This window comes from Paraburkholderia sediminicola (assembly GCF_046027825.1).
GTDB lineage: Bacteria > Pseudomonadota > Gammaproteobacteria > Burkholderiales > Burkholderiaceae > Paraburkholderia > Paraburkholderia sediminicola_D.
The window spans coordinates 1-25,344 of record NZ_JAQQDU010000029.1 but is presented as its reverse complement, the minus strand read 5'-3'; the positions used below and the strand labels follow the sequence as shown (position 1 = coordinate 25,344).

Below are 25,344 nucleotides of genomic sequence, written 5' to 3'. Positions count from 1 at the left end.
GATGGGCTCCCGCGAAGTTTTGCTCGAGCGTGCTGTCGAAGACTCACAGCAGCAGGCGGCGCAAGCGGAACTCGCCGCCCGGCGCTGGCCCGTTGCGCCGGCACGCTATACGGGCACGGCGGCGCATGTGGCAAGCACGGCAAACAGCGCTGCAGTGGCGCGGCAGACGACACTGTCCGATGCGCAACTCGCACGCTATGCCGTCACCGCGCTGATCGAAGAAGCGCAACTCACGCCGAAACCCGCGCTGGTCGACCGGCGCGGCAGCGGCGCGCATCGCGACCTCGATCTCGCGACCATGCTGCGCTCGGCGCATGCGCTCGAACCGACCTTCGCGGCGCTCGCACGCGTGGCGCGCCGCCGTGGCGAACCATCGGCGCTGTTGCGGACTGAACTCGCGCAAATCGGCCGCGCCGGCGAGCAGGACATGCTGCATGCCACCGGCGGCAGCAACGCGCATCGCGGCGCGATCTGGATTGTCGGCTTGCTGGTGGCGGGAGCCTCGATGCCCGCAAGCGCCTCGGGTCTGAACGCTTCGCACGCCTGCACACTCGCAGCGCAGATTGCGTGCTTCCCGGATCGCTTCGCCGCGCCCGCCGATAGCCACGGCGAACGCGCGCGGCAGCTTTATCAGGTGGGCGGAGCACGCCGTGAGGCAAAAGACGGTTTTCCGCACGTGATCGATATCGGTTTGCCGGCGTTGCTCGCCGCGCGAGCCGGCGGAGTCGACGAAAACGCCGCGCGCATCGACGCCCTGCTCTCGATCATGGTGTCGCTCGACGACACCTGCCTGCTGCATCGCGCGGGGTTGCCTGGTTTGCACGCGGCACAACGCGGCGCACGCCGTGTGCTGCACGCAGGCGGAAGCTCGACACCGGACGGGCACACCGCCCTCGCCGCACTCGAACACGACTTGCTGTCGCTCAACGCATCGCCTGGTGGCGCAGCCGATCTGCTCGCCGCCACCCTCTTTCTCGATATGCTGGCGCATCACGACGCTAGCGGGAGCTCAGCCTCATGGAACATCTGACCTTCGACTATCCGGCGCAACGCGCCGTCACGACCCGCGCGCATGTCGGCGTGGTCGGTTCGGGCGATCTGGAAGTCCTGCTGTCGCCTGCTGAAAACAGCACTTCCCTGACCGCGCACGTGGTCGTGCGGACCAGCGTCGACGGCTACAGCCACATCTGGAAGAGCGTGCTCGATCGTTTCTTCACCCGCTACGACGGGGCCGCGCAAATCGAAATCAACGACTTCGGTGCGACACCCGGCGTCGTGGCGCTGCGGCTCGCGGAAGCCATCGAAGCGGCTGAACAGGGAGACGACGCATGAACACCGTCGCCACCGCACATTCCGCGCCGCTGCTGCGCGACAGCTTCATCGAACTGCCGGCGCGCGAACGCGCCCGCTCGCTGCTCGACGCGGGCACGTTCCGCGAACTGCTCGGACCGTTCGACAAGATCGAGTCGCCATGGCTGCCGCTGCAAGGGGTCGTCTGCCAGGCGGATGACGGCTGCGTGATCGCGCGCGGCACCATCGACGGCGAGCCCGCCGTGGTCGCCGCGATCGAGTCCGCGTTCCAGGGCGGCAGCATCGGCGAAGTGTCGGGCAGCAAGATCGCCGCCGCGCTCGAAATGGCCTTACGCGACTGCGAACGCGGCAAGATCGTCCGCCCCGTTGTGCTGTTCGAAACGGGCGGCGTCAGGCTCCAGGAAGCCAACCTCGGCCTCGCGGTGATCGCCGAAATTCAGGCCGCGATCGTCGCGTTGCGCCGGCATGTGCCGGTGGTCGGCGTGATCGCGGGGATGGTCGGTTGCTTCGGCGGGATGTCGCTGGCGGCGGCCTTATGCTCGATCCTTGTCGTGACGAAGCAAGGGCGGCTCGGCATGAACGGCCCCGAAGTGATCGAACAGGAAGCGGGTATCGAAGAACTCGACGCAAGCGATCGGCGCCGCGTCTGGCAGTTGATCGGCGGCGAACAACGGGCAGCGACGGCGCTCGCCGATCAACTGGTCGACGACGATGCCGACGCGGTGCGCGCCGCCGTGCGTTCGGCATTCGCGCATGGCGTGCCGGCTGCGCATCGCAGCGAACAGGTCGACATTTTCCTTAACCGCCTCGCGCAGATCGACCCGGCGAGCGTCACGCCGGAATCGATGCGTGACGTGTACAACCCGCATGGCCAGGACAATACCCGCAAGGAGCAGGCATGAGCGATACCACCCTTAGCCGCGGCGCGCGCTGGTTCCATGCACTGGCCGGCGAACCGTCTGGTAAAGCGCCCATATGGAGCGGCGATGCGTCGCTTGGCGGCGAGACCGCGCGCTTTATCGCGGTCGTCCCCGATCCCGACAACCGCTTTCCGCGGGCAACCGATAACGTCGTCGGCCTCGAACAAGGCTGGCAACTCGCGCGCGCTGTACGCGAGGTCATCGCGCAGGACGCAGCGAGCGGTACGCGCCGCCCGATCGTCGCGATCGTCGATGTCAAAAGTCAGGCGTATGGTTACCGCGAAGAAATGCTCGGCATTCACCTCGCCTGCGCCGCCGCGGTCGATGCGTATGCGTCGGCGCGCGACGCCGGGCATCCGGTGATTGCGTTGATCGTCGGGCCCGCCATGTCGGGCGCGTTCCTCGCGCACGGCTATCAGGCCAACCGGATCGTCGCACTCGACGCGCCAGGCACCATGGTCCATGCCATGGGCAAGGAAGCGGCCGCCCGCGTCACACGGCGCACGGTCGAATCACTCGACGCGCTCGGCGAAACCATCGTCCCAATGTCGTACTCGATGACGTCATTTGCCAAACTCGGCCTGCTCGATCAACTGATCGAAGGCGTCGACGCCGATGCGCCGGATGCCGCGCAAATCGAGCGCGTGCGCCAGGTGTTGACCGAACAGATTCAAAGCGCGCGCGATGGAAGAACCGATCTGTCGCATCGGCTGAAATCGGCTGCGGCTCAGAAGAATCGCGCGGCGTCGATCGAAGTGCGGCGGCGTCTCGCCGAGCAATGGGATGCCGTGTAATGCAGGTCTGCGCGCCGCCGCCGTTTGCAGTCGATCACGCGTTGTCGTGCGATGCACGGTGGCAAGCGCATGATCTGCTGCGCTTGCATCGTTTGCCGCAGTTTGACGGCGAACCAGCGTGGGTTCGCGGGTCGTTCGAACGCGCGCCGTATGTGGTCGTGAGACGCGCGCTGGCGGCCAATGGTTTCGTTGCGATCGGCTTGCGCGGTATGGAGCGGTCGCAGCGCTACGGCACGTGGGTACATCTGGGCGATATTGAAACTGCTTTGGCGCCGGAAGCGCTAGCGCGACGTGCCCCTTCTGCGGAGCGCAATGCGTTACCGGCTTTCATGGCCTTGGCGGCATTACAACGCGACGTGGTCGTCGGCGACACGGCCGGCGCATTGAAGCGATTCGTTTGGGGTCCAACCGGCAGCACAGGTTTCGAACTGGCAACGCAGGTACCCACGGTCACGCTCTCGAGTGATCTCGATCTGCTGATCCGGGCGCCGGAAAAACTCTCGCACGACACGGCCATTCTGTTGCTGAACCATCTGCAAGCCATCGCGCAACGCGCCGGCATTCGTGTGGATGCGCAACTGGAAACACCCGCAGGTGGTGTTGCGCTGGCCGAATGGGCAGCGGGCAAAGCACGCGTAATGGCGCGCCATGCTCGCAGCCCACAGTTGGTGACCGATCCGTGGGCGCCCGCTCACGTCGATGCCTGATGCTCGCCCTTCTGTTTCCCGGCCAAGGCGCGCAATCCGACGGATTTCTGCGCCGTCTGCCGCAGCACCACGCTGTAACCGACACACTCGAAGAAGCGTCTCAGGTGCTCGGCACCAACATACTCACACTCGACACGCCAGACGCGTTGCGCTCGACCGTAGCCGTTCAGATCGGTTTGACCGTCGCGGGCGTGGCGATCACGCGCGCACTCGCAGATGAACAACTCACGCCGGAGATCAGCGCGGGTTTGTCTGTGGGCGCGTATGCAGCGGCGGTCAGTTGCGGCGCGATTCGCTTTGACGACGCGTTGCGGATGGTGCGAAAACGCGCCGAATTGATGGAGACGGCCTACCCGTCCGGCTACGGTCTCGCGGCGGTATCGGGTTTGACCGAACACCAACTGGAAACGCTCGCCGTGCAGCACGCGGATGCGAGCGGTCAACGTGTCTATGTTGGCAACGTGAATGCGCCACGTCAGATCGTCATGGCGGGGGCGAATGGTGCGCTGGACACGTTCATCGAACGCGCGCTTGCCGCTGGCGCACGCAAAGCGGTTCGTCTTGCGGTAAGCGTGCCATCACATTGCGAACTGCTCGCGCATGCCACGGACGAGCTGGTTGCGTATGCACAGGACGTGCCCTTCCGCAGGCCGCACAGCACCTATATCGGCAATCGCGGCGGCCGCCCCTTGTACACGGCAGAGGCCATTCGCGACGATCTCTCGACCAATATGCGCTACACCGTACGCTGGTTCGACGCGCTCACCGTCATGCAGGAAATGGGTGCCCGCGTGCTGATCGAAGCCCCGCCGGGCCAGGTGCTGACGGACATCACGCGCGAGCACTTTCCGGATACCACCGCGCTTGCCGCGAGTACTTTTACGTTCGAAAAGCTGGTGGCAACTGCCAAACGGCGCCTCGAGGCAAATTGAGCACAGGCACGCCGCCAGTAAGCCGACGCACGCTTCATTGCTCACTCGACAAAGATTTCCTGCAGCGTGGACAACGCATTCGATAGCGCCGCATCAGACACTGAGCCGGCGCGCTTCACAAGCCGTGTCTTATCGACCGTGCGAATCTGGTCGAGAAGGATCAAACCCTTCTTGCGCAAGAACGTGAGCGGAACACGAAAAGGTGCGGCGCGACCAGCAGTGGTCATGGGCGCGACAATCACGGTCCGCAGGTGATCGTGCAACTCTGCCGGCGACACCACGACACAAGGACGCGTTTTCTGAATCTCGCTGCCGACGGTCGGATCCAACGCAACGAGCCAGACGTCGCCGCGCGCTACCACTCGAGCCCCGCGTCATCGGCGTTGGGGAACTCGCCCATCACCAGCACGTCTTCGTTCGACGCCGCCAACGAACGGCTTGCGTCCGCCCACCCCGCACGCGCTTTTTTCTGCGGACGCCTTATCACCAGAGCGTTTCCTTCAACTTGCATATCCACTTCGTCCTCCAGCCCCAGCTGGGTCAAGATCGGTTTCGGAATCAGTACACCATGGGAATTACCCATTCTGCGGATGGTCGTTTTCATGGCTGAACCTGAAGTGAAATCCCAAACGGTCGGGGCACCAAAGTAAACACAATGTTATTACAGTGTAGCACGGCAAATGGCATAAGACGAATGACGTATTTTGCGTACTTTTGATCGCCCGCTTCACCGCCTCTCAATCAACTGCCGCCCCATCGCCTTCGCATACTGATCACACGCGCTACGCGCGACACGTGAGGCCGCCAGCACGCCAACGTCGGCGTCGTCGCGGTAATACATGGCAACGTCGATCGGCGGCGGCAGTGGACGCACCTGCAATTGCCCCAGTTCGCCACTGCTGAGGAAAGGCTCGACGAACAAGGCCGGCACGGCCGCAATCCCGTAGCCGTCGCGCAACAGTTTCACGATCACCGCCACCGACGGCATGCAGGTCACCTGGGTATCCGCAAGCGGCACACCGGCACGCTTCGCGAGCGTCTCCACGATCGCTTCCACGGCGACTTGCGGCGCAGTGCCACGGCCGAACGTCAGCACGGGTTTCTGCAATACCGTCTGCACATGTTTCGCGCGGCTCGACGGAATCAGATCGTGGCGCGCGATCCAGCGCACCGGATAGCTCGCCAGCAAGGTCGACACGATCGACGCTTCCTGCTCGCCGGTTTCCTCCACCTGGATGACGAGATCCAGTTCGCCAGCGCGCAACCGCGGCCCCAGGACGGCGCTTGAGTCAACGGTCAGGTCTACGACGATGCGGTTGTACTCGACGTTCAGCATCCGGATGTAGTCCGGCAACCAGCTATGCACCACCGTCTCGATGACGCCGAGCCGCAGCCGCTTCGTCACCTGGGTTTCGTCCTGCGCGGCCAGTTGCAGCGAGCGCGTGGCCTGCACCACCGAGCGCGCATGTGCAAGCAACCGTTCGCCATGCGTCGTGAGCTGAAACTCCGCGGCGTCGCGCTCGATCAACTCGACGCCCAACTCTGCCTCAAGCGTTTTAATGCGCAGAGAAATCGCCGCGGGCGTCGCATGCATCGCAGCGGCGGTCGCGCGAAAACTGCCTAGACGGGCGAGCGTCAGAAACGTTTCGACAAAGCGGGTATTCATTGCATTAGCTCTCCCAACAGCAATCAGAAGCACACGATCATCGCCGCAAAAGCCCTTCTTCGCTGTTAAGTTTAATTTAACAAAACACAAGAATAACTCGCTGGATGGATATTTTTGGCGTTACTAATCTGGGTTCCATGAATCACCCAGACCTAGCTGGAGTCGAGCCGTTCATGTCCTACACGCCTTCCGAGTTTCGTCAGCAGATTCGCAGCCGCCGCCTGTCCGGGCCGACTGCGGGCTACTGCGGCGACTATGCGCAAGCCAATCTTGCCATCCTGCCCAGGCAATACGCCGACGACTTCCTGCGCTTCTGCACGCTCAATCCGAGGGCTTGCCCGTTGCTCGGCATTGGCGAACCGGGCGAATGGCGCGTCCCGTCGCTCGGCGCCGATCTCGACATACGCAACGACGTCCCCGCGTTTTACGTGTACCGCCACGGCGAGCGTACCGAGGAAGTGCATAGCCTCGACGAGCTATGGCGCGACGACCTGGTGGTGTTCGCGATCGGTTGCTCGTTCTCGTTCGAGGAAATGTTGCGGCGCGAAGGCATTCCGCTGCGTCATATCGAGCAGCAGGTCAACGTGCCGATGTATCGAACACGCGAGCGCAACGTGGCCGCAGGCGTATTCGGCGGCAACCGCGTAGTCTCGATGCGGCCGATGAAAGCCGCCGACGCGATCCGAGCCATTCAGATCACCAGCCGTTTCCCCGCGGTACATGGCGCGCCGGTTCATATCGGCGATCCCTCGCTGATCGGTATTCGTGACATCACGCGGCCCGATTTCGGCGACGCAGTCGAAGTGCGCGGCGACGAGTTACCGGTGTTCTGGGCCTGTGGTGTCACGCCGCAAGCCGCAATAGAAAGCGCGCGTTTGCCGTTCGCGATCGCGCACAAACCGGGACACATGCTCGTCACAGATATTCCCAACACCACGCTGGCGGTCCTTTAGCCGCGGCGCTTTTATCCGCCACCTCAACCACGAGCCGCGCGCCAGGATGCGCGCCACTGATTACGACCGGAGCCCAGGCATGAAAACCGAAGCGCAGTTGACCGCAGACGCCGAACGCTACGACGTGCCCGGCACCGGGAAAGGACCGTTCGCGTGGTATCGGCAGATTTCCACGAGCGAAAAACGTGCGTTCTGGAGCTGCAAGATCGGCTACGTGCTCGACGCCATGGATACGCAATTCCTGAGCTTCGTGATCCCGACGCTGATTGCGACATGGGGCATCACGCGCGGCGACGCCGGACTCATCGGAACGGTCACGCTGCTGAGTTCTGCAGTCGGCGGCTGGGCGGCCGGAGTACTGTCCGATCGTATCGGCCGGGTCAAAACCTTGCAAATCACGATTCTCTGGTTCGCGGTGTTCACGCTCGCTTGCGCACTGGCGCAGAGCTTCTCACAGTTGCTGTGGGCGCGCGGATTGATGGGGCTCGGCTTCGGCGGCGAGTGGACGGCAGGCGCGGTGCTGATCGGCGAAGTGATCCGCCCGCGTGACCGCGGCAAGGCGGTCGGCCTGGTGCAGGCAGGCTGGGCAATCGGCTGGGGCGTGTCGACGCTCCTGTTCATGGCCGTGTTTTCATGGGTACCGGCCGATTACGCATGGCGCGTGCTGTTCGCGATCGGCATTGCGCCAGCGCCGTTCGTGATCTGGATTCGCCGCTTCGTCGAAGAACCGGAGGTGCATCGGCATCAGAAAGAAGCGCAAGCCGCGGCACAAACGCGCCCTTCTCTGCTCGACATTTTCCGCGGCGATATCGTCTGGACGACGCTTCGCGCATCCATTCTCGCGACCGGCGTGCAAGGCGGCTACTACGCGGTGACCACGTGGCTGCCGACGTATCTGAAAACCGAGCGGCACCTGAGCGTGATCGGCACCGGCAGCTATCTGGGCGTGGTGATCGTCGGTTCGTACTGCGGCTATCTGACGGGCGCGTACGTCAGCGACAAAATTGGCCGCAAGCGCGCGTTTATCGCGTTCGCGCTGGCCTCGTGTGCGATCGCGTTGATCTACACACAACTGCCGCTCGACAACCTCACGATGCTCGTGCTCGGTTTCCCACTCGGTTTCTGCGCATCCGGTATTTTCTCGGGGATGGGCGCGTTCCTCACCGAGCTGTTTCCGACGCGCATTCGCGGCTCCGGCCAGGGGTTCTGCTACAACTTCGGCCGAGCGGTCGGCGCAACGTTTCCGTTCCTGATCGGCCACGTCTCGCAGACCATGACGCTCGGTCACGCGATCGGTGTATTCGCCGCCGCAGCCTATGGTGTCGTGATCCTCGCCGCGCTCACCTTGCCGGAAACCAGGGGACGCGAACTCAACGCTGTTTAAGCCGCGCCACCGCGCATTCTTCCTATAGCGCCTGCTCCGGCGCACGCCCGATCACATGCGAATCGGACGCCGCCGCAGCATCGCCCCGCCCGCGTTCGCGGCCTGGCGTCACAACGGCACCGGTGCCTCCCGGACGCCCCACCGACTTTGCATGCCGCTCGATCAGCCGTTGCAGCAGGCAGAACGCGCACAGCAACGCGCCGATCACGATACGGGTCCACCACGAACTGAGCGTGCCGTCGAAGGTAATCAGCGTCTGGATCGTGCCCAGAATACCGACGCCGAACAGCGAGCCGATCACATAGCCGACGCCACCCGTCAGCAAGGTTCCGCCGATCACCGTGGCCGCGATCGCGTCGAGTTCCATACCCTGACCTTGCAGGCCATAGCCCGACAGCACATAAAACGTGAACACCGCGCCGCCGAGCGCCGAACAGAACCCGCTCAGCGCATACACGCCGATCCGCGTACGCGCGACTGGCAAGCCCATCAGCAACGCCGAGCGCGGATTGCCGCCAACCGCATACACGTTGCGGCCAAAGCGCGTGAAATGTGCGACATAGATCGCCGCGGCCAGCGTGATGAGGGCGATCAACACATTGGCTGACACCGAACCGACGCCGATGTTGAGGCGAAACGCGGAAATCTTCTGGAACGTCGGATCGTTGATGGTGATCGACTGTGTCGTAATCAGAAAGCACAAGCCCCGCGCGAAGAACATGCCGGCCAGCGTGACGATGAACGCCTGCAAGCGGAAAAAGTGAATCAGCGCGCCCTGTACCGCACCGAACACCGTACCCATCAGCAAGACGATCGGCACGATCAGCCAGACCGGCAGATGCATATGTTCGGACAGTACCGCTTCGACGATGGTGGTCAGCGCCACCACCGAGCCCACCGACAGATCGATCCCACCGGATACGATCACAAACGTCATACCGATTGCGACGATCAGCAGGAAGGCGTTATCGACCAGCAAATCGAGCAGTACTTGCCACGAGAAAAACCCGGTGTACATCACCGAGCCGAAACCGAACAATGCGCAAAACAGCAGGACGGTGACGGCGATCGGCAGCGTGCGCGGATCGACGATATGGGCCCAGGCTTCGGCGAGTCGCCTCATCGCGCCACCCCGCGCTGCATGAAGAGCGACACGGCGAGCGCGCGTGCCGAGGGCGACTGGATCACACTCACTGCTAGCACCACGGCCGCCTTGACGACGAGCGTCGCTTCCGGCGGCACACCGATCGAATAGGTCGTATAGGTGAGCGTCTGGATGATCAGCGCTCCCAGCACGGTGCCGGTGAGGCTGAAGCGGCCGCCGAGCAGCGACGTGCCGCCGAGCGTCACCGCCAGAATCGCGTCGAGTTCGAGCAGCAGCCCCGCGTTGTTACCATCGGCGCTGCGCACGTTCGAACTGATGAGGATGCCCGCCATCGCGGCGGTCAATCCGGAGAAGCTGTACACCGCGAATACCAGCGCTTTCGAGCGCAAACCGACGAGACGCGTCGCCACCGGATTGACACCGATCGCGCGAATGAAGAGCCCGAGCGCGGTGCCTTCAACGAGCACCGCAGTGGCCAGCACGGCAACGCTCGCGATCCACACGGAGCACGGCATGCCGAGCCAATAGCCGCCACCCACGAACAGATAGCCGGGTGCGCCAATCGGGATGATCTGCCCCGCCGTCAGCAATTGCGCAATGCCACGACCGGCGACCATCAGGATCAACGTGGCGATGATCGGCTGCATGCCGACGAACGACACCAGCAGCCCGTTCCACATGCCACTCAACACGCCGACGATCAACGCCGCTACCAGGGCTTGCGCAATCAGGCTGGCGCTCGGTGTGGGTTGCGTCGCGAGGATCGTGGCGGCAGCGGCACCGGCAATCGCCACGACCGCGCCAACCGAAATATCGATACCGCGCGTCGCAATCACAAGCGTCATACCGGTGGCGACCAGCGCCAGCGGCGCCGCGCGATTCAATACGTCGATTGGCGCACCGAACAAATGGCCGTCGAGCATCCGCAGCGACAGAAAGTGCGGGTTCACCCACAGGTTCAGGCCACACAACAACACCAGCGTGACACACGGCCCGATCAGCGGACGCTCCGCACCGTCGCGCACGAACCAGTTCGATAGCTTCATTCGCCGCTCCCCGCGATGAGTCGATAGATGTTGTCTTCGTTCGAAGCCTTACCAGCCACTTCAGCAATCTTGCGGCGGTCGCGCAACACCGCCACGCGATGACTCACGCGCAGCACCTCGCCGATCTCCGATGAAATGAACAGGATGCTCAGACCGTTCGCGCACAGCGCCAGCAAGCGGTCCATGATGTCGAACTTCGCGGCGACGTCGATGCCCCGGGTAGGTTCGTCGAGAATCAGCAGCTTGGGGTCGGTGGCGAGCCAGCGCGCGAGCAGCGCTTTCTGCTGGTTGCCACCGGAGAGCAGTCCGATCGGCTGTTCGGCGTCCGTCGCTTTGATGCCGAGACGCTCGATCCACAGGTCCGCAATTTCATGCGCGCGCTGCCGTTTGATCTTGCGCCACCAGCCGCGCCGCGCCTGCAACGCCAGCAGAATGTTCTCGCGGATCGACAGTTCGGCGACGATGCCCTCTTTCTTGCGATCCTCCGCGCAGTAACCGATGCCATGACGCACGGCGTCGTGTGGCGAACGCAGCCTGACGGGCTGGCCTTCGATCAGGATGGTGCCGCTATCGGCGCGGTCCGCGCCGAACAATAGGCGCGCGGTCTCCGTGCGGCCCGACCCCAGCAAACCGGCAAGGCCCAGAATCTGACCCGGCTGTACGTCGAGGTCGATCGGCTGCAGCGTGCCGCGCCGTCCGACGCCGCGCAGTTCGACGAATGGCTGGACGGCTTCCTTGCCCTGAGGCCCTTCATGGGTACCGTGCCCGTCATGTGCCGCTTCGCGCAACCGCGCACTCATGCGCTCGTGACCGACCATCTTCGCGACCAGTTGATCGGCGGGCAGATCGCGTGCGAGGTATTCGCCTTCACGCTCGCCGTTACGCATTACCGTGATGCGATCGGAGATGGCGTAGGTCTGCTCGATAAAATGCGTCACGAACAGGATGGCGATGCCAGATTGTTTAAGATGGCGAAGTATTTTGAAAAGCTGGGCAACTTCGCCATCGTCAAGGCTTGAGGTTGGTTCGTCGAGAATCAGCACGCGTGCGTCGACTGACAGCGCTCGGGCGATCGCCACCATCTGCTGAACGGCGATGGAGTACGCGTCGAGCGATCGGGTGACGTCGAGCGTCACGTCGAGACGAAGCAGCGCGTCCTGCGCACGGCGCTTGATGTCGGGCCAATCGATCGCGCCAAAACGCTTCGGCTGGCGGCCTGCAAAGATGTTCTCCGCCACCGACAGATTCGGGCACAGGTTCACTTCCTGATACAGCGTGCGCACGCCGGCCGCCTCGGCCTCCTGCGGCGAAGCAAACGCCACGATCTCGCCACCCAGACGGATCGTGCCGGCGTCAGGTGCAACGACGCCGGTCAGCACGTTGATCAGGGTGGATTTGCCGGCGCCGTTCTGCCCCATCAGCGTGTGGATCTCGCCGGGGAACAGGCGGAAGTCCACCCGCTGCAGGGCTTTTACGCCCGGGAACGTTTTGCTGACACCGACGGTGGCCAGGATGGGCTCGCGTGCATTCGAGGCGCCTGTGCGAGCGTCGCCTGTGTCAGCGCCAACGGTGCCGGCGGGCGGCGGATTCGGTTCTGAAGCGGGATGCGTCATAGACCTCGCTCGATCGGCGGTACGTTGGTCGGGTAGGCTCGGGTGGGCCAGGTTGGGCGCAACCTGATTCAGCGGAAAAGAGACCGCCCGCTACCGAAGCAGCCAGGCGGTCAGGCACCACTGGAGAAACTTCTGCGATCCGTCCGTACTTCGTTTTCGCCCTTCACCTATCGTATGGATAGCTAATTAACCACCCTCCGGACTGAGCCTCAGTACTTGCGTGTCGGCAGAGTCTGCGCCGCGACGCTCATCGGGAAGACGGTCTCCTGCGTCAGGATGCGCTTGGGCAGCGGCTTGCCGGCCACCACGTCCTTGACTGCCGACATCAGTTGCGGCCCCAACAGCGGGCTGCACTCCACATCGACGTTCATCTTCCCCGCGACCATCGCCTGGAAGCCGCCCTTGGTCGCATCGAACGAGACGACGGTGATGTCCTTGCCCGGATGCATGCCGGCCTCTTCCATCGCCTGGATGGCGCCAAGCGCCATATCGTCGTTATGCGCATAAACTACATTTATTTTATTTCCATAAGTTTTTATAAATGCTTCCATCACCTGCTTGCCACCAGCAAGCGTGAAGTCGCCGCTTTGCGACGCGATGATCTTGAATTTGGGATCGCTCCTGATCACTTCGATCAGGCCGGCATGCCGGTCGTTGGCAGGCGCCGAGCCAACTGTTCCTTGAAGTTCGGCGATGTTGATGGGACCTGGGTCGTTTTTATAGTGATCTTCGAGCCAATGGCCACCGCGGCGGCCCTCTTCCATGAAGTCCGAGCCGATCATCGTCACGTACAAAGACGTATCCTTCACGTCGATGTTGCGGTCGGTCAGGATCACGGGAATGTTTGCGGCCTTAGCTTCGCGCAGCACCGGCTCCCAGCCGGATTCGACGACCGGAGAGAACGCGATCACATCGACTTTCTGCGCAATGTAGGAGCGGATCGCCTTGATCTGGTTTTCCTGCTTTTGCTGGGCGTCGGAGAATTTGAGCTTGATCTTCGCGTCCGCAGCCGCAGACTTCACCGACTCGGTATTGGCGGTTCGCCATGCGCTTTCGGCGCCGACCTGTGCGAAGCCGAGCGTGATCTGTTTGTCCTGCGCGTAAGCGGCCGGCGTTGTCAGCATCAGCGCACCGATGCTCGAGCAAAGCGCGAGCGCGCCCAACGCACGACATGCGGCGCGTCGTATATTCGCCATGACTGTCTCCTGATCGTTGTTGTGTAGGCGATCCATCGAACCCGCCCAGCGATTGCGGCCCTCACGGTGCGTGGATCGTGATGTAGCGTAGTGTCTGGGGCGTTAACCGTCCAATCATATGATTCGCGCTGGCGATACCAATTTTGGTATGGTTCGTCCCACAAGCTAGCGGTATGCCGCGCGCGGCGTCACCCAACGGAACGTCAGATTGATTCGCTCGCCGGCCACGCGCGGCTCTTTCGGCACGCGATGCCGCCATTCGGCTTGCGTGTTGCCCTTCATCACCAGCAAGCTGCCGCCCTTGAGTGAATACGACTGCACGACGCCGGTCCTGTTGTGCCGCAAGTCGAAAGTGCGCGCGACGCCCAGGCTGATCGACGCAATCACCGGCTGGGCGCCGAGCTCCGGCTCGCGGTCCGCGTGCCACCCCATGCTGTCGGTGCCGCTGCGGTAGCGGTTGATCAGCACGCTGTTAAAGCGCGCGTGGCAGCCTGTCTCGGCGGCGGCCCGCAGTTCGGCGACGGTTGGCGTCCACGGTTGCGGCACGTTGCGAATTCCGGAGTAGACGTAGACCGCGTCCGGCTCGCCCTGCCAGGCCGTCAGCCGCGGCAGCGGCACACGACCGGCAGGCGTGCCCATCATGTCCTGCCGCCATTCCACTTCGCCGATGAGTTGCGTCAAAGCGTGTGCCGCGGCCTCGGGCGCGAGCCATTCGGGATACCAGTCCACGTCCGGCGCGGGAAGGTCGTCAAAAAGGTCCGCCATGAGATTGCCTGAATACGATTGCGCACGCGAAACGCGCGCGAGTGAGAACCCTGGCTATTATGGCGGCAACGACGATGCCGCTCATGCCCGTGGCTTGCGCTGTCATCCGCCACGTTCATCCTGCTTCTCACTCTCCTACCTCAACGGACTACCACCATGATTCTCTCCGATCAGGCGCTCGATCAACTCTTTCGCGAAGCGCGCACTCATAACGGCTGGCAGGCCAAACCGGTCGACGACGCCGTGCTCAAGCAACTCACCGAGCTCGTGCTGCTCGGCCCGACCTCGGCGAATTCGAGCCCCGGCCGCTTCGTCTACGTGAAAACGCCCGAAGGCAAAGAGAAGCTGCGTCCGGCCCTGTCTCCGGGCAATCTCGAGAAAACGATGGCGGCACCGGTCACGGTGATCGTCGGGATGGACATGGCGTTTTACGAGCATCTGCCGAAACTGTTTCCGCATGCCGACGCGCGCAGCTGGTTCGCCGGCAACGACAAGGCGATCGCGGATACGGCCTTTCGCAATTCGACGCTGCAAGGCGGCTATCTGATTCTCGCGGCACGCGCGCTCGGTCTGGACACGGGGGCGATGTCGGGCTTCGACGCCGCCAAGGTCGACGAAGCCTTCTTCGCCGGCACGACCGTGAAGTCGAACTTCCTGATTAATCTGGGCTACGGCGATCCGTCGAAGTTGTTCCCGCGCAGCCCGCGCTTCTCCTTCGACGAAGCCGCCCAGATCGTCTGACGGGCCTAAGGCCTCCGGTGCGCTTACCTGAAGAGCGCCACGTAGAACACCACGGCGCCGATCACCGCGCCGATAAAGCAGAAGCCTTCATCGGCGTCGTCGCCATTGGAACGCAACCACGCGCCGACGACGCCGAACAGTCCTGCGATGCCAAGCGCAACGCACACCATCACTACGTCGAATAACGCGCTTTTGCCCAGCTCGGAGAAGTCGATGTCGCGCACGCCGAAGTACAAGGCGATCGCCATCAACGATATGCCCACGAGCGGCAGCATGACGTGGCTGCCCTCTCGTCCGACGTGATGCCCATGAAGTACGTGGCGTACCTGATTGCCTGATCCAAGCAGTTTCATGATGCGTCTCCTGCCTCGCCCTCAACCAACAACAAAACCAACCGCCCCTGGGCCGCGATGGCGCTGAGGCGACCCGGTTCTATTTGAGAATACTCCACTAGAAACACAATTCAAAGCCCATTTAATTAGGGTGCCGCAGCAGTGCAGACGGGTGGCATGCTCAACGAAAATTGCTGCAATGCGATATCCGCTTGCCCCCGTCAAACATAGGCGTATTCGGCCGCCTCGTAGGTGCAAATCTGGCGCCGTCGGCAAGGGGGTGCACATCTCGGTAGAATGGTCCGGCTCGTCCACTATTTCAGTGGTTGCGGTTGGCGAGCCGCCGCCGTCCTTTCGCTCGTGCCGGCCCCTTCCCGCCTCCATCCTCTCTATGCGCCGCTCATCGTTTCTTGTTCGCTTCATCCTGATTGGCATCCTGCTGCATATCTACGTCGGCTTTCGTCTGATTCCCGACATGCCGGTCAGTACCACAGGCCGGTGGCTGTGTGCGTTGTGGCTGGTGCTGTCGATCTTTCTGATACCGCTCGGCATGCTGGCGCGCACCATCAAACAGCAGCCGCTCAGCGACCGCCTCGCGTGGATCGGCCTGCTGGCGATGGGCTTCTTCTCGTCGCTGTTGGTGCTGACGTTCGCGCGAGACCTCGCGCTCGCCTCGCTGCTCACCGTCGATGCAATCTGGCCAAACACGATTGCAATCGCGCACTGGCGCATCGGCTCGGCGGCAGCGGTCCCGTTGCTTGCGCTGCTCTCGACACTTGTCGGTCTGTTCAACGCCCGGCGTCGCGCCAAGGTGGTGACGATCGAGGTGCCGATCGACGATTTGCCGGCAGCGCTCGATGGCTTCACGATCGTCCAGATCAGCGACATCCACGTCGGCCCGACCATCAAAGGCCGTTATGTCGACGCGATCGTCGACGCGGTGAATCGTCTCAAGCCAGACCTGATTGCCGTCACCGGCGATGTCGTGGACGGCAGCGTGCCGCAACTGACCCGGCACACGCAGCCGCTGTCGCGACTCAGCGCGCGTCACGGCGCGTTCCTCGTGACCGGCAACCACGAGTATTACGCCGGGGCGAACGCCTGGATCGACGAATTCCGGCGCCTGGGGTTGAACGTTCTGATCAACGAGCATGTGATCGTGGAACACGACGGCGCGCGCGCCGTGATCGCCGGGGTCACCGATTACTCGGCAGGCCATCATGACCCATTGCATCGCAGCGACCCGGTTGCGGCCCTCGCAGGCGCCCCTGGTGACGTGCTCATCAAGGTACTGCTCGCGCACCAGCCGCGTTCTGCCGAAGCAGCCGCAGCAGCAGGCTTCACGCTGCAGCTATCCGGCCACACACACGGCGGCCAGTTCTTCCCGTGGAATTTCTTTGTGCGTTTCCAGCAGCCGTTCACGGCCGGTCTCGCACGACTGAACGGCCTGTGGGTCTACACGAGTCGCGGCACCGGCTATTGGGGACCGCCGAAGCGTTTGGGGGCCCCCTCGGAGATCACGCGACTGCGCCTTGTGCCCGGCGAGCCCGACTGAAGTATCGAACCACGCGCGAGGTATCGGCGCGCCGAGGTCATGTTGGATTGCGCAAAAAAGCGCGGACGTCCGTCAAGAACATCCGCGCTCCGGCGCTGACGCGCCGCTTCAGCTAATGAGATTTACTGCACGGGCGCCACGGCCACGCGGACCTGCGGTGCGTACGCCACCGACACTTGCATACCCGGCGTCACGCCGGCGATCTTTGCCGGCTCGCGGCCCTGGGAAACACCGCGCCATTCGGGCCCTTCAGAGCCATGATGCCGGACGCGTGGTCGATAGCCTGAACTTCGGCCGTCACGTGCTGCGCCGTGTTCGGCGGTACCGGTTGAGCAGCCACACCATGGCCATCGGCGCCACGCGTTACGCTGATCATGGCATTGCGCATCATGCGGATGTGGACCTTGCCACCTTGCTTGATCTGCGCCAGGTTGCTCGTATCGGTGACCGTGAATGCAGCTTCGCCACCCTGCGCGTCGAGCAAGGTCACCGAATGTTTAGCCTGGTCGACTGCCTTCACGACACCCTCTGCCTGCAGCGTGCTGCTGCCTTCAAACGGCGCGGGCAGACCGGCGGCGAACGACACGAGGGGAGCCGCAGCAATCAATGCACCGGCAATGATGCCAAGAGCCTTATCTTTCATGCATTCCTCAATTGGGTGAACAGCGGAAAAGAGACGATGCCGTGCGGATCGGATGCGCCTGGCATGGCGCAAGGACAACCGAAAAATTTGTGGGCAAAACCGTGAGCAGCCGTTAGAAGCGAAACGCGGATTGAGCGCCAAAACGCACGACATGTTTCGAAGTGTGCAAACAGTGTGTTTTCCGGGATGGACACCGTCAACATTCGGAGTCCGTATTTATGCAGGGAAAACTCCGAGTCTGTCGCGGAATTTTCCGAAGCAGCCGAAAGCGCATTCCGTCGCCCGGTCTCATCCCGGCTTGACTTAACTTTGCAGAGCTGCCTAAAATTCGCCCAGTTCATTTAACCGGAATCACGATCTTGGACAGTAGCAGTAGTACCAGTCGAGCTTCGATCCGCCCGATCGCCTGATCCGCAAGATTTCCGCGCCAGCTTTTCCCTGTCGCCGTCTTGCCTTCGGGCCTGACGGTGCACGTCGTTTATACCTCGTTTTATATCCGCTCACTGCCAGTGAAGCGCAGCATGGCTCGATGCCCGGCCGTTGCTCCATGACTTTCAGCGCGCGAGCCCCAGGCTCGCTTGCCTCGTCACGCCTGACCGCAGCTGCGTTCCATGCATGGATACGTGCGGCTGTCACGCGTAAGGTTCACACTGTGCGAACACGCGCCTCAACCTTTCTTACCGATGACCATTGAATTCGTCTTGCGGCTCCTGGCCGCCTTCAGCTGCGGCGTCGCGATCGGCCTCGAACGGCAGATGCGCCAACGCAACGCCGGCCTGCGCACCATCACGCTGGTCGCCAGCGGCGCATGCCTGTTCGTCACGCTCGGTGTGCTGACCGGCAACGGGACAGCCGGCATCACGCAGATTGCCGCGTATGTCGTATCCGGCGTCGGCTTTCTCGGCGGCGGCGTGATCATGCGCGACAAGGGTTCCATTCAGGGGATCAACACCGCCGCGACCTTATGGTGCTCGGCGGCGGTCGGCGTATTGTGCGGTGCAGGGCATTACGGTCCGGCGCTCGCCGGCACCGCGGTCGTGCTGCTGACCAATACGGCGCTACGTGAAGTGAGCCGTATGATCAACGCGACGCCTGTTTCGAACGCGGACCTGGTGCGCGAATATGTGCTGACGATCGTATGCCGGGAGGCTGACGAGATTCACATTCGTACCGCCGTATCCAACTCGATGTATTCGACACCGCTGTCGTTCCAGAGCCTGACTAGCGAAGACGTCGACGACGATACAGGACGCATTCGCGTTACGGCAACATTAAAGCTGCATCCGAAAGACCAGCCGAAACTCGAACAGATGGCAAGCCGCATCAGCATGGAAAAAAGCGTATCGAGCGTCAGCTGGACGGCTAAAGAAGCGGAGCCGACGCCAGAGTGAGTCTCCACGCGTAAGCTCCCCATATTCGCGCGCATCGTCTACACTTAGTCTGCAATAGATTTAGACAATGTTAATTCCGCGTCCTGAATATGGACTGTCCCATAACCTTCGACTAAGCTCTGTCACCGTGAATTTTTCACACTCAACCATGGAGTCTCGATTATGGAACACGGCATCATTGCATGGCTCATCATCGGCGCAATCGCCGGCTGGCTGGCTGGCGTGCTCGTCAAGGGCGGCGGCTTTGGCCTGATCGTCGACATCATCGTCGGGATTGTCGGCGCGTTCATCGGCGGCTGGCTTGCCGGTGTGCTGCACATTTCGCTCGGCGGCGGCTGGATCGGCTCGATCATTACCGCTGTAATCGGCGCCGTCATTCTGCTGTTTCTTATCCGGCTCGTCCGGCGCGGCACCTGAGCGTAGCACCTGATGTCTTACGGCGTCGGGAGCGAATGCCACCTGACGCCGGTTTTACTTAGCGTTTAGAGTGGTGCTTCCACCGCCGGCAACATCGAGCCGGTATCACGCAGCCGCGTATGCCAGGCGAAAGCCTGGTCCAACTGATGCGGTGTTTGCCCGCCCCATTGCAAGGCGTCCCGATAGTAGTCGCGAAGCAGATCGCGATACAGCGGATGCGTGCAGTTCTCGATGATCAGCGTAGCGCGTTCTCGCGGCGCCAGTCCGCGCAGATCGGCGAGCCCCTGCTCCGTTACGACCACGTCCACATCGTGTTCGTTGTGATCGCAGTGCGGGACCATCGGCACGACACTCGAAATGCGGCCACCCTTGGCCATCGACTTCGTCGCAAAGATCGCGCATGACGCGTTGCGCGCGAAATCGCCCGACCCACCAATGCCGTTCATCATGTGCGTGCCGCCCACATGCGTCGAATTCACATTGCCGTAAATGTCGAACTCCAACGCGGTATTCAACGCAATCAGACCGAGCCGGCGAATCACTTCAGGATGATTGCTCACCTCCTGCGGACGCAACACCAGGCGATCACGATAGCGCTCGAGCTCGCCGAACACCTGCGCCTGACGCGCGGCCGACAGCGTGATCGACGCACCCGAGGCGAACGTCACCTTGCCGGCGTCCATCAGATCGAAGGTCGAATCCTGCAGCACTTCTGAGTAAATTTCGAAGGCGTCGAAAGGCGCATCGACAAAACCCGCCAGCACCGCATTGGCAATCGTGCCGATACCCGCCTGCAACGGCGGCAGGTGGCGAGGCATACGCCCGTGCGACACTTCGTGTTGAAAAAACTCGATCAGATGACCGGCAATCAGCTCGGTTTCAGCATCCGCGGGCAGCACCGTGGACGGGCTGTCCGCCATATCAGTGATGACGATCGCCGCGATCTTGTCGAGCCGGATCTCGATGGCCGGCGTGCCGACACGGTCTCGCGGATGCACGATCGGCAGCGGCTCGCGATCCGGCCTGCGGCCCGGAATCCAGATGTCGTGCAGTCCCTCGAGGGCGAGCGGCTGCGCAAGATTGATTTCGACGATGACCTTGTCGGCGAGGATCGCAAAGCTGGCCGAGTTGCCGACCGAAGTGGTCGGCACAATGCCGCCGGTTTCGGTGATTGCGGTAGCTTCGATAATGGCGACGTCGAGTTTGCCGAGCTGATTGGCGCGCAGCATCTCCACCGTTTCGGACAGGTGCTGATCGACGAACATCACTTCGCCGCGATTGATCGCATCACGCAGCGTCTTGTCGACCTGGAATGGCAAGCGGCGCGCCAATACATGCGCCTCAGTGAGCATGCGATCCACGTCATGGCCGAGCGATGCGCCGGTCATCAACGTAATCTGCAACGGCTTGCCTTCCTGACGGACCCGCTCGGCGAGTGCGACAGGGACAGCTTTGGCGTCGCCCGCGCGCGTAAAGCCGCTGGCGCCGACGATCATGCCGTCCTGAATCAGAAGCGCCGCCTCGGCGGCTGAAGTGATTTTTCCGCGCAGCGCGGAGCAACGAATCCGGTCTTGGTACATGAAACTGAGTCTCTCCATAGTCACTAGTCCAGTCTACCGGTGCGCACGTCTCTGGTGTGCTTCGCTCAGTAGCCAGATTGTCGCACCAGCCGCGGCGTCTCGCTGGGACGGCGTCGCGGCCAGGCGTTTCGTCGCGTGCAAAACTGTCACGACAGGTACTGCAGGTACTGCGGGTGCTGCGCGTGGCGCTGCTTAGCTGCCGAAGTAGATATTGCAGAAACTCACCGGCCCGACGCACTCTTCCGCCCTGACCTTCGGTGCCGCGACACGGTTTTGCGGGGCGATGCTGTTCGCGCGCGGTGCATTCGCTTGTGCGACCTGTTGTTCCGGAGCGGCCGGCGCCGTTTGTGCATGAGCGACAGCAGCGGACAAAGAGCAGGCAATCAGGGCAATCTTCAACACATTCATTTCGTTCTCCAGTACTTACGATTACGGCCAGTAGGAAATCCTCGTGGGAGACTGCGTGGCAGTGATGAAACTATATGACCGCAGCCTACGTGGATAAATGGGGCTGGACGGAAGTGATCTTTCCATCTGGCAGAAGGATCGGGGCGCACGCCCGATCCAACGCGCATGGGTCAACGCGCATTAAAAGGCGCGTCTTTGTCGAGCAACGCTGTGCGGATGAAGTGCAGGCAACTCAGAATGCGCTGCAGGTCGTGCCGCTTGTCGCGGTCGGCATGAACGGTTTCCAGTACGTCCTGCACGATCCACGTGGCCGAGCGCACGGATACGAGCGCGCGCTCGAGACCACGCGCGTCGGGCCGCTCGAAAAGCCGCGCGAGGTCATCACAAGTCTGTGCGAGGCTGCCACTCCAGCGCGAATGAAGAGCCTGCGCGTAGCCGGCACGCGCCGCTTCATTACGCAAATCGATCACGGCATGCCCAACTTCGAGGGTGACGAGCATCCAGCGCAAGGCATCACGGCGGCGTCGGGAACGCCGCGTCAGCAGCATGCGCAACTGCGAGGTCAGATCGTGTGTGCTCGACTGAAAGCGCTGATTGAGTCCGGGCAGTTCGTCCTTGCACGCAGACACCACTTGCGCACGCAAATCACCTTTGATTCTCTCGGTGAGCCATGGCATATCAGCAGGGAAAACCACCGCGAAAACGACCGCCGCAAGCAGGAGCGACGCCGTGATCGCCATGCCGTTGTTGATCAGCAGATCGGGCGCATAGGTGACGACATTGTCCGGTCCGGCAAGCAGGCAGAAGAACACCGAAAAGCCGATGCCATACCCTGCCGCGCGCTTACGCGATGCGATGAAGGCGCCGAGCGCAAGCACAGGGGCGAGCATCGCGCAAAGCAGCGGAAAACCATCGATGTTCGGATACACATAGCACGTGAAAAGGTAGCCGGTCATGGTTGCCAGTACCGCACCGACTGCCATCTGCACGGCCATTTTCGATGCATTCGGCGCGGTCGACGTCAACGCACAGACCAACGCCGCGCCGATCACCGCCAGAGCGCCGCTCGGCCAGTCGGTGGCGATCCAGAACCAGCCGGCAATCGCCATGACCACCGCCGATCGGGCAAAGGTGAACGCGACTACAAAGCCGTTTGTCTTGCTCACGTAGCGGCCGGCGGTGCGCTGCTCTGATCCCCGCTTGCGCCGCGCCAAGGACGCGTAGGTTTCGGAATAACGGATCCATTCGTCGACAAATCGATATAGCAGTTCCGCAGCCGTATCGAAGTCCGCTAGCGATTCCGCGGGTGCGGCTTCCAGCGGCCGCCTCGTTTCGCGCACGCGCCTCGGCAAACTCGCCTGGAAGAGCCGCAACCCGGCGGCGACGCGCGATGCATCAGCGTTCGTGCCTTGGGTGGAGGCCAGCAGTGCCGACAGTTCGCTGAAATACGGCGTGATGGCGTCGACCATCCGGCTCGGGCCACTCACGCGCAGACGTTTGAGCAATTGGTGCAGTGCGTGCAGCCGCGCGCACGCGTCCATGAACTCGCCATTCAGACGGCCGAGATGCGAACTGCGTGAACGCATGGCTGGGTCTTCGAAGGCCGCAAAAGTTCGCGTCGCTTCAAAGCCGACGATCTCGTCGACGAGCTCCGCAAAGCGCCGTTCGAACTGCCCGCGCTCGATTCCTCGACCCAGCACGTCAGCAGCGAACGCAGTAAAATTTGTATATCGAAGATGGAGTGCGCGCCGCAACGCAAGGCTGGAACGCTGCGGCACGATCAGTGCGCTCACCGCGCTCGAACACACGATGCCGACCGCCACCTCCGCGGCGCGCGTGAGCGCCGCCAGAAACAGGTCGTGAGGCGCTGTGACATTCGGAATGCCGATCAGCGCGGCCGTGTAACCTGCCAGCACAAAACCGTACCATCTGAAATGCCGATACCGGACCGCTGCTGCGATACAGGCGCTCACCCAGCCGATCATGCCGAGCATGTACAACTCGGGCTGCTGGACGAACAGCGCGCCGAGCACCAGGGCCGCGACCGTGCCTACCGCGGTGCCGAGAATCCGGTAGAAACTCTTGGCGAGCACCATGCCGCTGAACGGCTGCATCAGCACGAACACCGTGGTCATGGCGATTCGCGGCTGCTGGAGATCCAGCGACATGGCAATACCCAGCGCGAGCAGCCCCGCGGTGACCGTTTTCAGCAGATGCAGCCAGATCAGACCGTCGCTGTTCGCCCAGTCGCGGACGGCCGGACTGAGCGTTGACAACATGACGCTCCACTGCCGGCGGGAATCCGCCATCGGTTTGATCGCATGTTGGCGTTTCATGAGAAAGCAACGCGTCCCGGTTTGTCGCTGAAAGAAGCACCGGTGAACGCTGCGCACACCGGCAGGCAAGGCGCCGATTGTAGGAGCATGCGCTGTGCGCATTAATAGGACTGGCGCGGAACGTCCCTTCCAGAACGAACAACAATGCGTGCGCGGGACAGGCGGACAATACGGCTTCAGCCGTGAAATAGAAGGATCGATGGATACGTTACAAAATATGCGAGTGTTCGTGCGCGTGGTCGAAGCCGGTAGTTTTACCGCCGCCGCGCAGTCGCTCAATTCGACGACTGGCGCGATGTCCCGTGCCGTCTCGGAACTCGAAGCTCATCTGCGTACTCGCTTGCTGAACCGGTCGACGCGGCGACTCGCGCTCACCACAGCGGGCGAGCGTTACCTGAAGCGGTCTCAGCAGATCCTTGCAGATGTCGACACCGCTGAAGAAGAAGCGAGTTGCGCTCATGAGCGCCCGAGCGGCGCGTTGCGCATGCACAGCTTTGCCAGTATCGGCCAGCATTACGTGCTGCCGGCCATCTCCCGGTATCGCGCGCTTTATCCCGAAGTGACCGTCGAGCTGGCGTTGTCGCAGCGCATGCCCGATCTGTTCGAAGGGAGCGCCGACGTCGCCGTGATCAGCGCCTCGACTCTGCCGAATTCCGACCTCGTGTCGCTCCCGCTTGGCACAACTTTCAGCATCCTGTGCGCATCGCCTGCTTACGTGCGCGCTCATGGCGCGCCGCAACAGCCCTGTGACCTCGCGCATCACGAGTGTCTGATCCTGCACACGCCGGCATTTCCGCCGCACGAATGGGTACTCGACGGCCCCAACGGCAGCGAGACGATGGAAGTGAACGGACCCGTGCACGTGAATATTGCGGAATCGCTGATCGTCGCAATTCGCGAGGGAATGGGCATTGGTATGGTGCCGCTTTATTCGGCGATCGCCGGGTTGCGTGACGGGACCTTAGTCCGCGTGTTGCCTGAATATACGCTGCAGAAGACGAACGTTTATGCGCTGTATCCGTCACGCAAGTTCATCGACGCGAAGACGCGGACGTGGGTCGAGTTCTTACGTACGCATCTGCCGAAGGTGATTGCACGCGACGAGGCGTTACTTGTCGAAGTCGGCCAGATGGCCGCAGCCGATGACGCGGCGCCTGTGGGAGCGGCCAGCCCTGGGGACGGAGACGTCGCTGCGCACTGACGCGTATTTTGAAGCCGAAGAGCCGGCCACGCCTGCGCAAGGCAGCGACGCGGATGAGGAAGTGGCGGGCCATGTTTGATGGCATCTATGGCCCGCCAGACAGTACCAATGTTTTTTGATTGGGCAGCAGCGATGCCGGAAGAACTGGAGCGCCGCGGGCAAGGTCGCGGCGGCGATGTTTCCGGATCCGCTCGTTACGACGAACAGACTCCCGGATGAAATCCCGGCGTGAGCATGCCATCGCAGTCGTGATGGCGCAGTTTTACCGATGGACGGCGCCGGCCTGGCAGGCGCTTGCGGGGTCGTTGATCTGGCGCGGCTGGAGGCGAAGCCCCGTTCTACGTCTGC

Annotated in this window: 25 protein-coding genes and 1 pseudogene; 13 read left to right on the top strand and 13 right to left on the bottom strand. The window is 62.5% G+C overall.

From position 1 onward, the window contains the following. Position 1 precedes the first annotated feature (1 nt). From PQQ96_RS17570 to mdcH, 6 genes are read left to right on the top strand one after another with little or no spacing between them, the layout of a single operon-like run. On the top strand, positions 2-1,030 hold the full coding sequence (locus PQQ96_RS17570) for a triphosphoribosyl-dephospho-CoA synthase (protein WP_408294199.1): 1,029 nt from the start codon (positions 2-4) through the stop codon (positions 1,028-1,030). Further along, positions 1,018-1,332, top strand: coding sequence for a malonate decarboxylase subunit delta (locus PQQ96_RS17565; protein ID WP_408294197.1), 315 nt, complete (start codon positions 1,018-1,020; stop codon positions 1,330-1,332). Before PQQ96_RS17570 ends, PQQ96_RS17565 begins: the two co-directional genes overlap by 13 nt. Then, positions 1,329-2,213 (top strand): biotin-independent malonate decarboxylase subunit beta, encoded by an 885-nt coding sequence (locus PQQ96_RS17560; protein ID WP_408294194.1) that lies wholly within the window; start codon positions 1,329-1,331, stop codon positions 2,211-2,213. The genes PQQ96_RS17565 and PQQ96_RS17560 overlap by 4 nt, the downstream gene beginning before the upstream one ends. Next, positions 2,210-3,025, top strand: a complete 816-nt coding sequence (gene mdcE / locus PQQ96_RS17555; protein ID WP_408294191.1) for a biotin-independent malonate decarboxylase subunit gamma — start codon at positions 2,210-2,212, stop codon at positions 3,023-3,025. The genes PQQ96_RS17560 and mdcE overlap by 4 nt, the downstream gene beginning before the upstream one ends. Then, entirely contained in the window at positions 3,025-3,732 is a 708-nt protein-coding gene (locus PQQ96_RS17550; RefSeq protein ID WP_408294188.1) for a malonate decarboxylase holo-ACP synthase, read from the top strand. Before mdcE ends, PQQ96_RS17550 begins: the two co-directional genes overlap by 1 nt. Continuing rightward, on the top strand, positions 3,732-4,664 hold the full coding sequence (gene mdcH / locus PQQ96_RS17545; protein WP_408294185.1) for a malonate decarboxylase subunit epsilon: 933 nt from the start codon (positions 3,732-3,734) through the stop codon (positions 4,662-4,664). Before PQQ96_RS17550 ends, mdcH begins: the two co-directional genes overlap by 1 nt. Before the next feature lie 41 nt (positions 4,665-4,705). Here the strand turns inward: mdcH and PQQ96_RS17540 are convergent, their stop codons facing one another. The 3 genes from PQQ96_RS17540 to PQQ96_RS17530 all read right to left on the bottom strand — a co-directional run bounded on the left by PQQ96_RS17540 (position 4,706) and on the right by PQQ96_RS17530 (position 6,330). Then, positions 4,706-5,026 carry a type II toxin-antitoxin system PemK/MazF family toxin gene (locus PQQ96_RS17540; protein WP_408294182.1) on the bottom strand — a complete coding sequence of 107 codons (321 nt, stop codon included), beginning with the start codon at positions 5,024-5,026 and terminating at the stop codon, positions 4,706-4,708. Further along, entirely contained in the window at positions 5,020-5,268 is a 249-nt protein-coding gene (locus PQQ96_RS17535; protein ID WP_408294179.1) for an AbrB/MazE/SpoVT family DNA-binding domain-containing protein, read from the bottom strand. The genes PQQ96_RS17540 and PQQ96_RS17535 overlap by 7 nt, the downstream gene beginning before the upstream one ends. A gap of 123 nt (positions 5,269-5,391) precedes the next feature. Next, entirely contained in the window at positions 5,392-6,330 is a 939-nt protein-coding gene (locus tag PQQ96_RS17530) for a LysR family transcriptional regulator (protein ID WP_408294176.1), read from the bottom strand. Between the two features lie 173 nt (positions 6,331-6,503). On the opposite strand from PQQ96_RS17530, the gene PQQ96_RS17525 reads away from it, so the two are divergent. Beyond that, entirely contained in the window at positions 6,504-7,283 is a 780-nt protein-coding gene (locus tag PQQ96_RS17525) for a putative hydro-lyase (RefSeq protein WP_408294173.1), read from the top strand. Between the two features lie 79 nt (positions 7,284-7,362). Beyond that, a complete protein-coding gene (locus PQQ96_RS17520) occupies positions 7,363-8,667 on the top strand; it encodes an MFS transporter (protein ID WP_408294171.1) in 1,305 nt (434 codons plus the stop codon). Positions 8,668-8,689: 22 nt separating this feature from the next. Here the strand turns inward: PQQ96_RS17520 and yjfF are convergent, their stop codons facing one another. The 5 genes from yjfF to PQQ96_RS17495 all read right to left on the bottom strand — a co-directional run bounded on the left by yjfF (position 8,690) and on the right by PQQ96_RS17495 (position 14,392). Beyond that, the gene (gene yjfF, locus PQQ96_RS17515) at positions 8,690-9,790 is read right to left on the bottom strand and encodes a galactofuranose ABC transporter, permease protein YjfF (RefSeq protein WP_408294168.1); all 1,101 of its coding nucleotides are present in this window, start codon (positions 9,788-9,790) and stop codon (positions 8,690-8,692) included. After that, positions 9,787-10,818: an ABC transporter permease gene (locus tag PQQ96_RS17510; RefSeq protein WP_408294165.1), complete on the bottom strand. Its 1,032-nt coding sequence runs from the start codon at positions 10,816-10,818 to the stop codon at positions 9,787-9,789. Before PQQ96_RS17510 ends, yjfF begins: the two co-directional genes overlap by 4 nt. Further along, positions 10,815-12,431 (bottom strand): sugar ABC transporter ATP-binding protein, encoded by a 1,617-nt coding sequence (locus PQQ96_RS17505; protein WP_408294162.1) that lies wholly within the window; start codon positions 12,429-12,431, stop codon positions 10,815-10,817. Before PQQ96_RS17505 ends, PQQ96_RS17510 begins: the two co-directional genes overlap by 4 nt. Before the next feature lie 209 nt (positions 12,432-12,640). Next, a complete protein-coding gene (locus tag PQQ96_RS17500) occupies positions 12,641-13,627 on the bottom strand; it encodes an ABC transporter substrate-binding protein (protein ID WP_408294159.1) in 987 nt (328 codons plus the stop codon). A gap of 165 nt (positions 13,628-13,792) precedes the next feature. Continuing rightward, positions 13,793-14,392 carry an alpha-ketoglutarate-dependent dioxygenase AlkB family protein gene (locus tag PQQ96_RS17495; RefSeq protein ID WP_408294156.1) on the bottom strand — a complete coding sequence of 200 codons (600 nt, stop codon included), beginning with the start codon at positions 14,390-14,392 and terminating at the stop codon, positions 13,793-13,795. A gap of 156 nt (positions 14,393-14,548) precedes the next feature. Between PQQ96_RS17495 and PQQ96_RS17490 the strand changes: the two genes are divergently transcribed. After that, positions 14,549-15,133 carry a malonic semialdehyde reductase gene (locus PQQ96_RS17490; RefSeq protein WP_408294153.1) on the top strand — a complete coding sequence of 195 codons (585 nt, stop codon included), beginning with the start codon at positions 14,549-14,551 and terminating at the stop codon, positions 15,131-15,133. 23 nt (positions 15,134-15,156) lie between these two features. Here PQQ96_RS17490 and PQQ96_RS17485 read toward each other — a convergent pair whose 3' ends face one another. After that, positions 15,157-15,486, bottom strand: coding sequence for a hypothetical protein (locus tag PQQ96_RS17485; protein WP_408294151.1), 330 nt, complete (start codon positions 15,484-15,486; stop codon positions 15,157-15,159). Between the two features lie 370 nt (positions 15,487-15,856). Between PQQ96_RS17485 and PQQ96_RS17480 the strand changes: the two genes are divergently transcribed. Continuing rightward, positions 15,857-17,020, top strand: a complete 1,164-nt coding sequence (locus PQQ96_RS17480; RefSeq protein WP_408294149.1) for a metallophosphoesterase — start codon at positions 15,857-15,859, stop codon at positions 17,018-17,020. A 122-nt stretch (positions 17,021-17,142) separates the two neighbouring features. On the opposite strand, the pseudogene PQQ96_RS17475 reads toward PQQ96_RS17480, so the two are convergent. After that, positions 17,143-17,663, bottom strand: a pseudogene (locus tag PQQ96_RS17475) (hypothetical protein). A 683-nt stretch (positions 17,664-18,346) separates the two neighbouring features. Between PQQ96_RS17475 and PQQ96_RS17470 the strand changes: the two are divergent. Together PQQ96_RS17470 and PQQ96_RS17465 are read left to right on the top strand one after the other, a co-directional pair. Then, positions 18,347-19,054, top strand: coding sequence for an MgtC/SapB family protein (locus PQQ96_RS17470; protein WP_408294146.1), 708 nt, complete (start codon positions 18,347-18,349; stop codon positions 19,052-19,054). Positions 19,055-19,216: 162 nt separating this feature from the next. Then, positions 19,217-19,471, top strand: coding sequence for a GlsB/YeaQ/YmgE family stress response membrane protein (locus PQQ96_RS17465; RefSeq protein ID WP_028197420.1), 255 nt, complete (start codon positions 19,217-19,219; stop codon positions 19,469-19,471). A gap of 65 nt (positions 19,472-19,536) precedes the next feature. Here the strand turns inward: PQQ96_RS17465 and scpC are convergent, their stop codons facing one another. The 3 genes from scpC to PQQ96_RS17450 form a co-directional block, all read right to left on the bottom strand. Continuing rightward, complete coding sequence (gene scpC, locus PQQ96_RS17460) at positions 19,537-21,051, bottom strand: succinyl-CoA:acetate CoA-transferase ScpC (RefSeq protein ID WP_408294143.1); 1,515 nt, start codon at positions 21,049-21,051, stop codon at positions 19,537-19,539. Positions 21,052-21,243: 192 nt separating this feature from the next. Further along, on the bottom strand, positions 21,244-21,459 hold the full coding sequence (locus tag PQQ96_RS17455) for a hypothetical protein (protein ID WP_408294140.1): 216 nt from the start codon (positions 21,457-21,459) through the stop codon (positions 21,244-21,246). Positions 21,460-21,629: 170 nt separating this feature from the next. Then, positions 21,630-23,795 carry an FUSC family protein gene (locus PQQ96_RS17450; RefSeq protein ID WP_408294137.1) on the bottom strand — a complete coding sequence of 722 codons (2,166 nt, stop codon included), beginning with the start codon at positions 23,793-23,795 and terminating at the stop codon, positions 21,630-21,632. A gap of 199 nt (positions 23,796-23,994) precedes the next feature. Between PQQ96_RS17450 and PQQ96_RS17445 the strand changes: the two genes are divergently transcribed. After that, a complete protein-coding gene (locus PQQ96_RS17445) occupies positions 23,995-24,996 on the top strand; it encodes a LysR family transcriptional regulator (RefSeq protein ID WP_408294134.1) in 1,002 nt (333 codons plus the stop codon). The last annotated feature ends 348 nt before the right edge of the window (positions 24,997-25,344 follow it).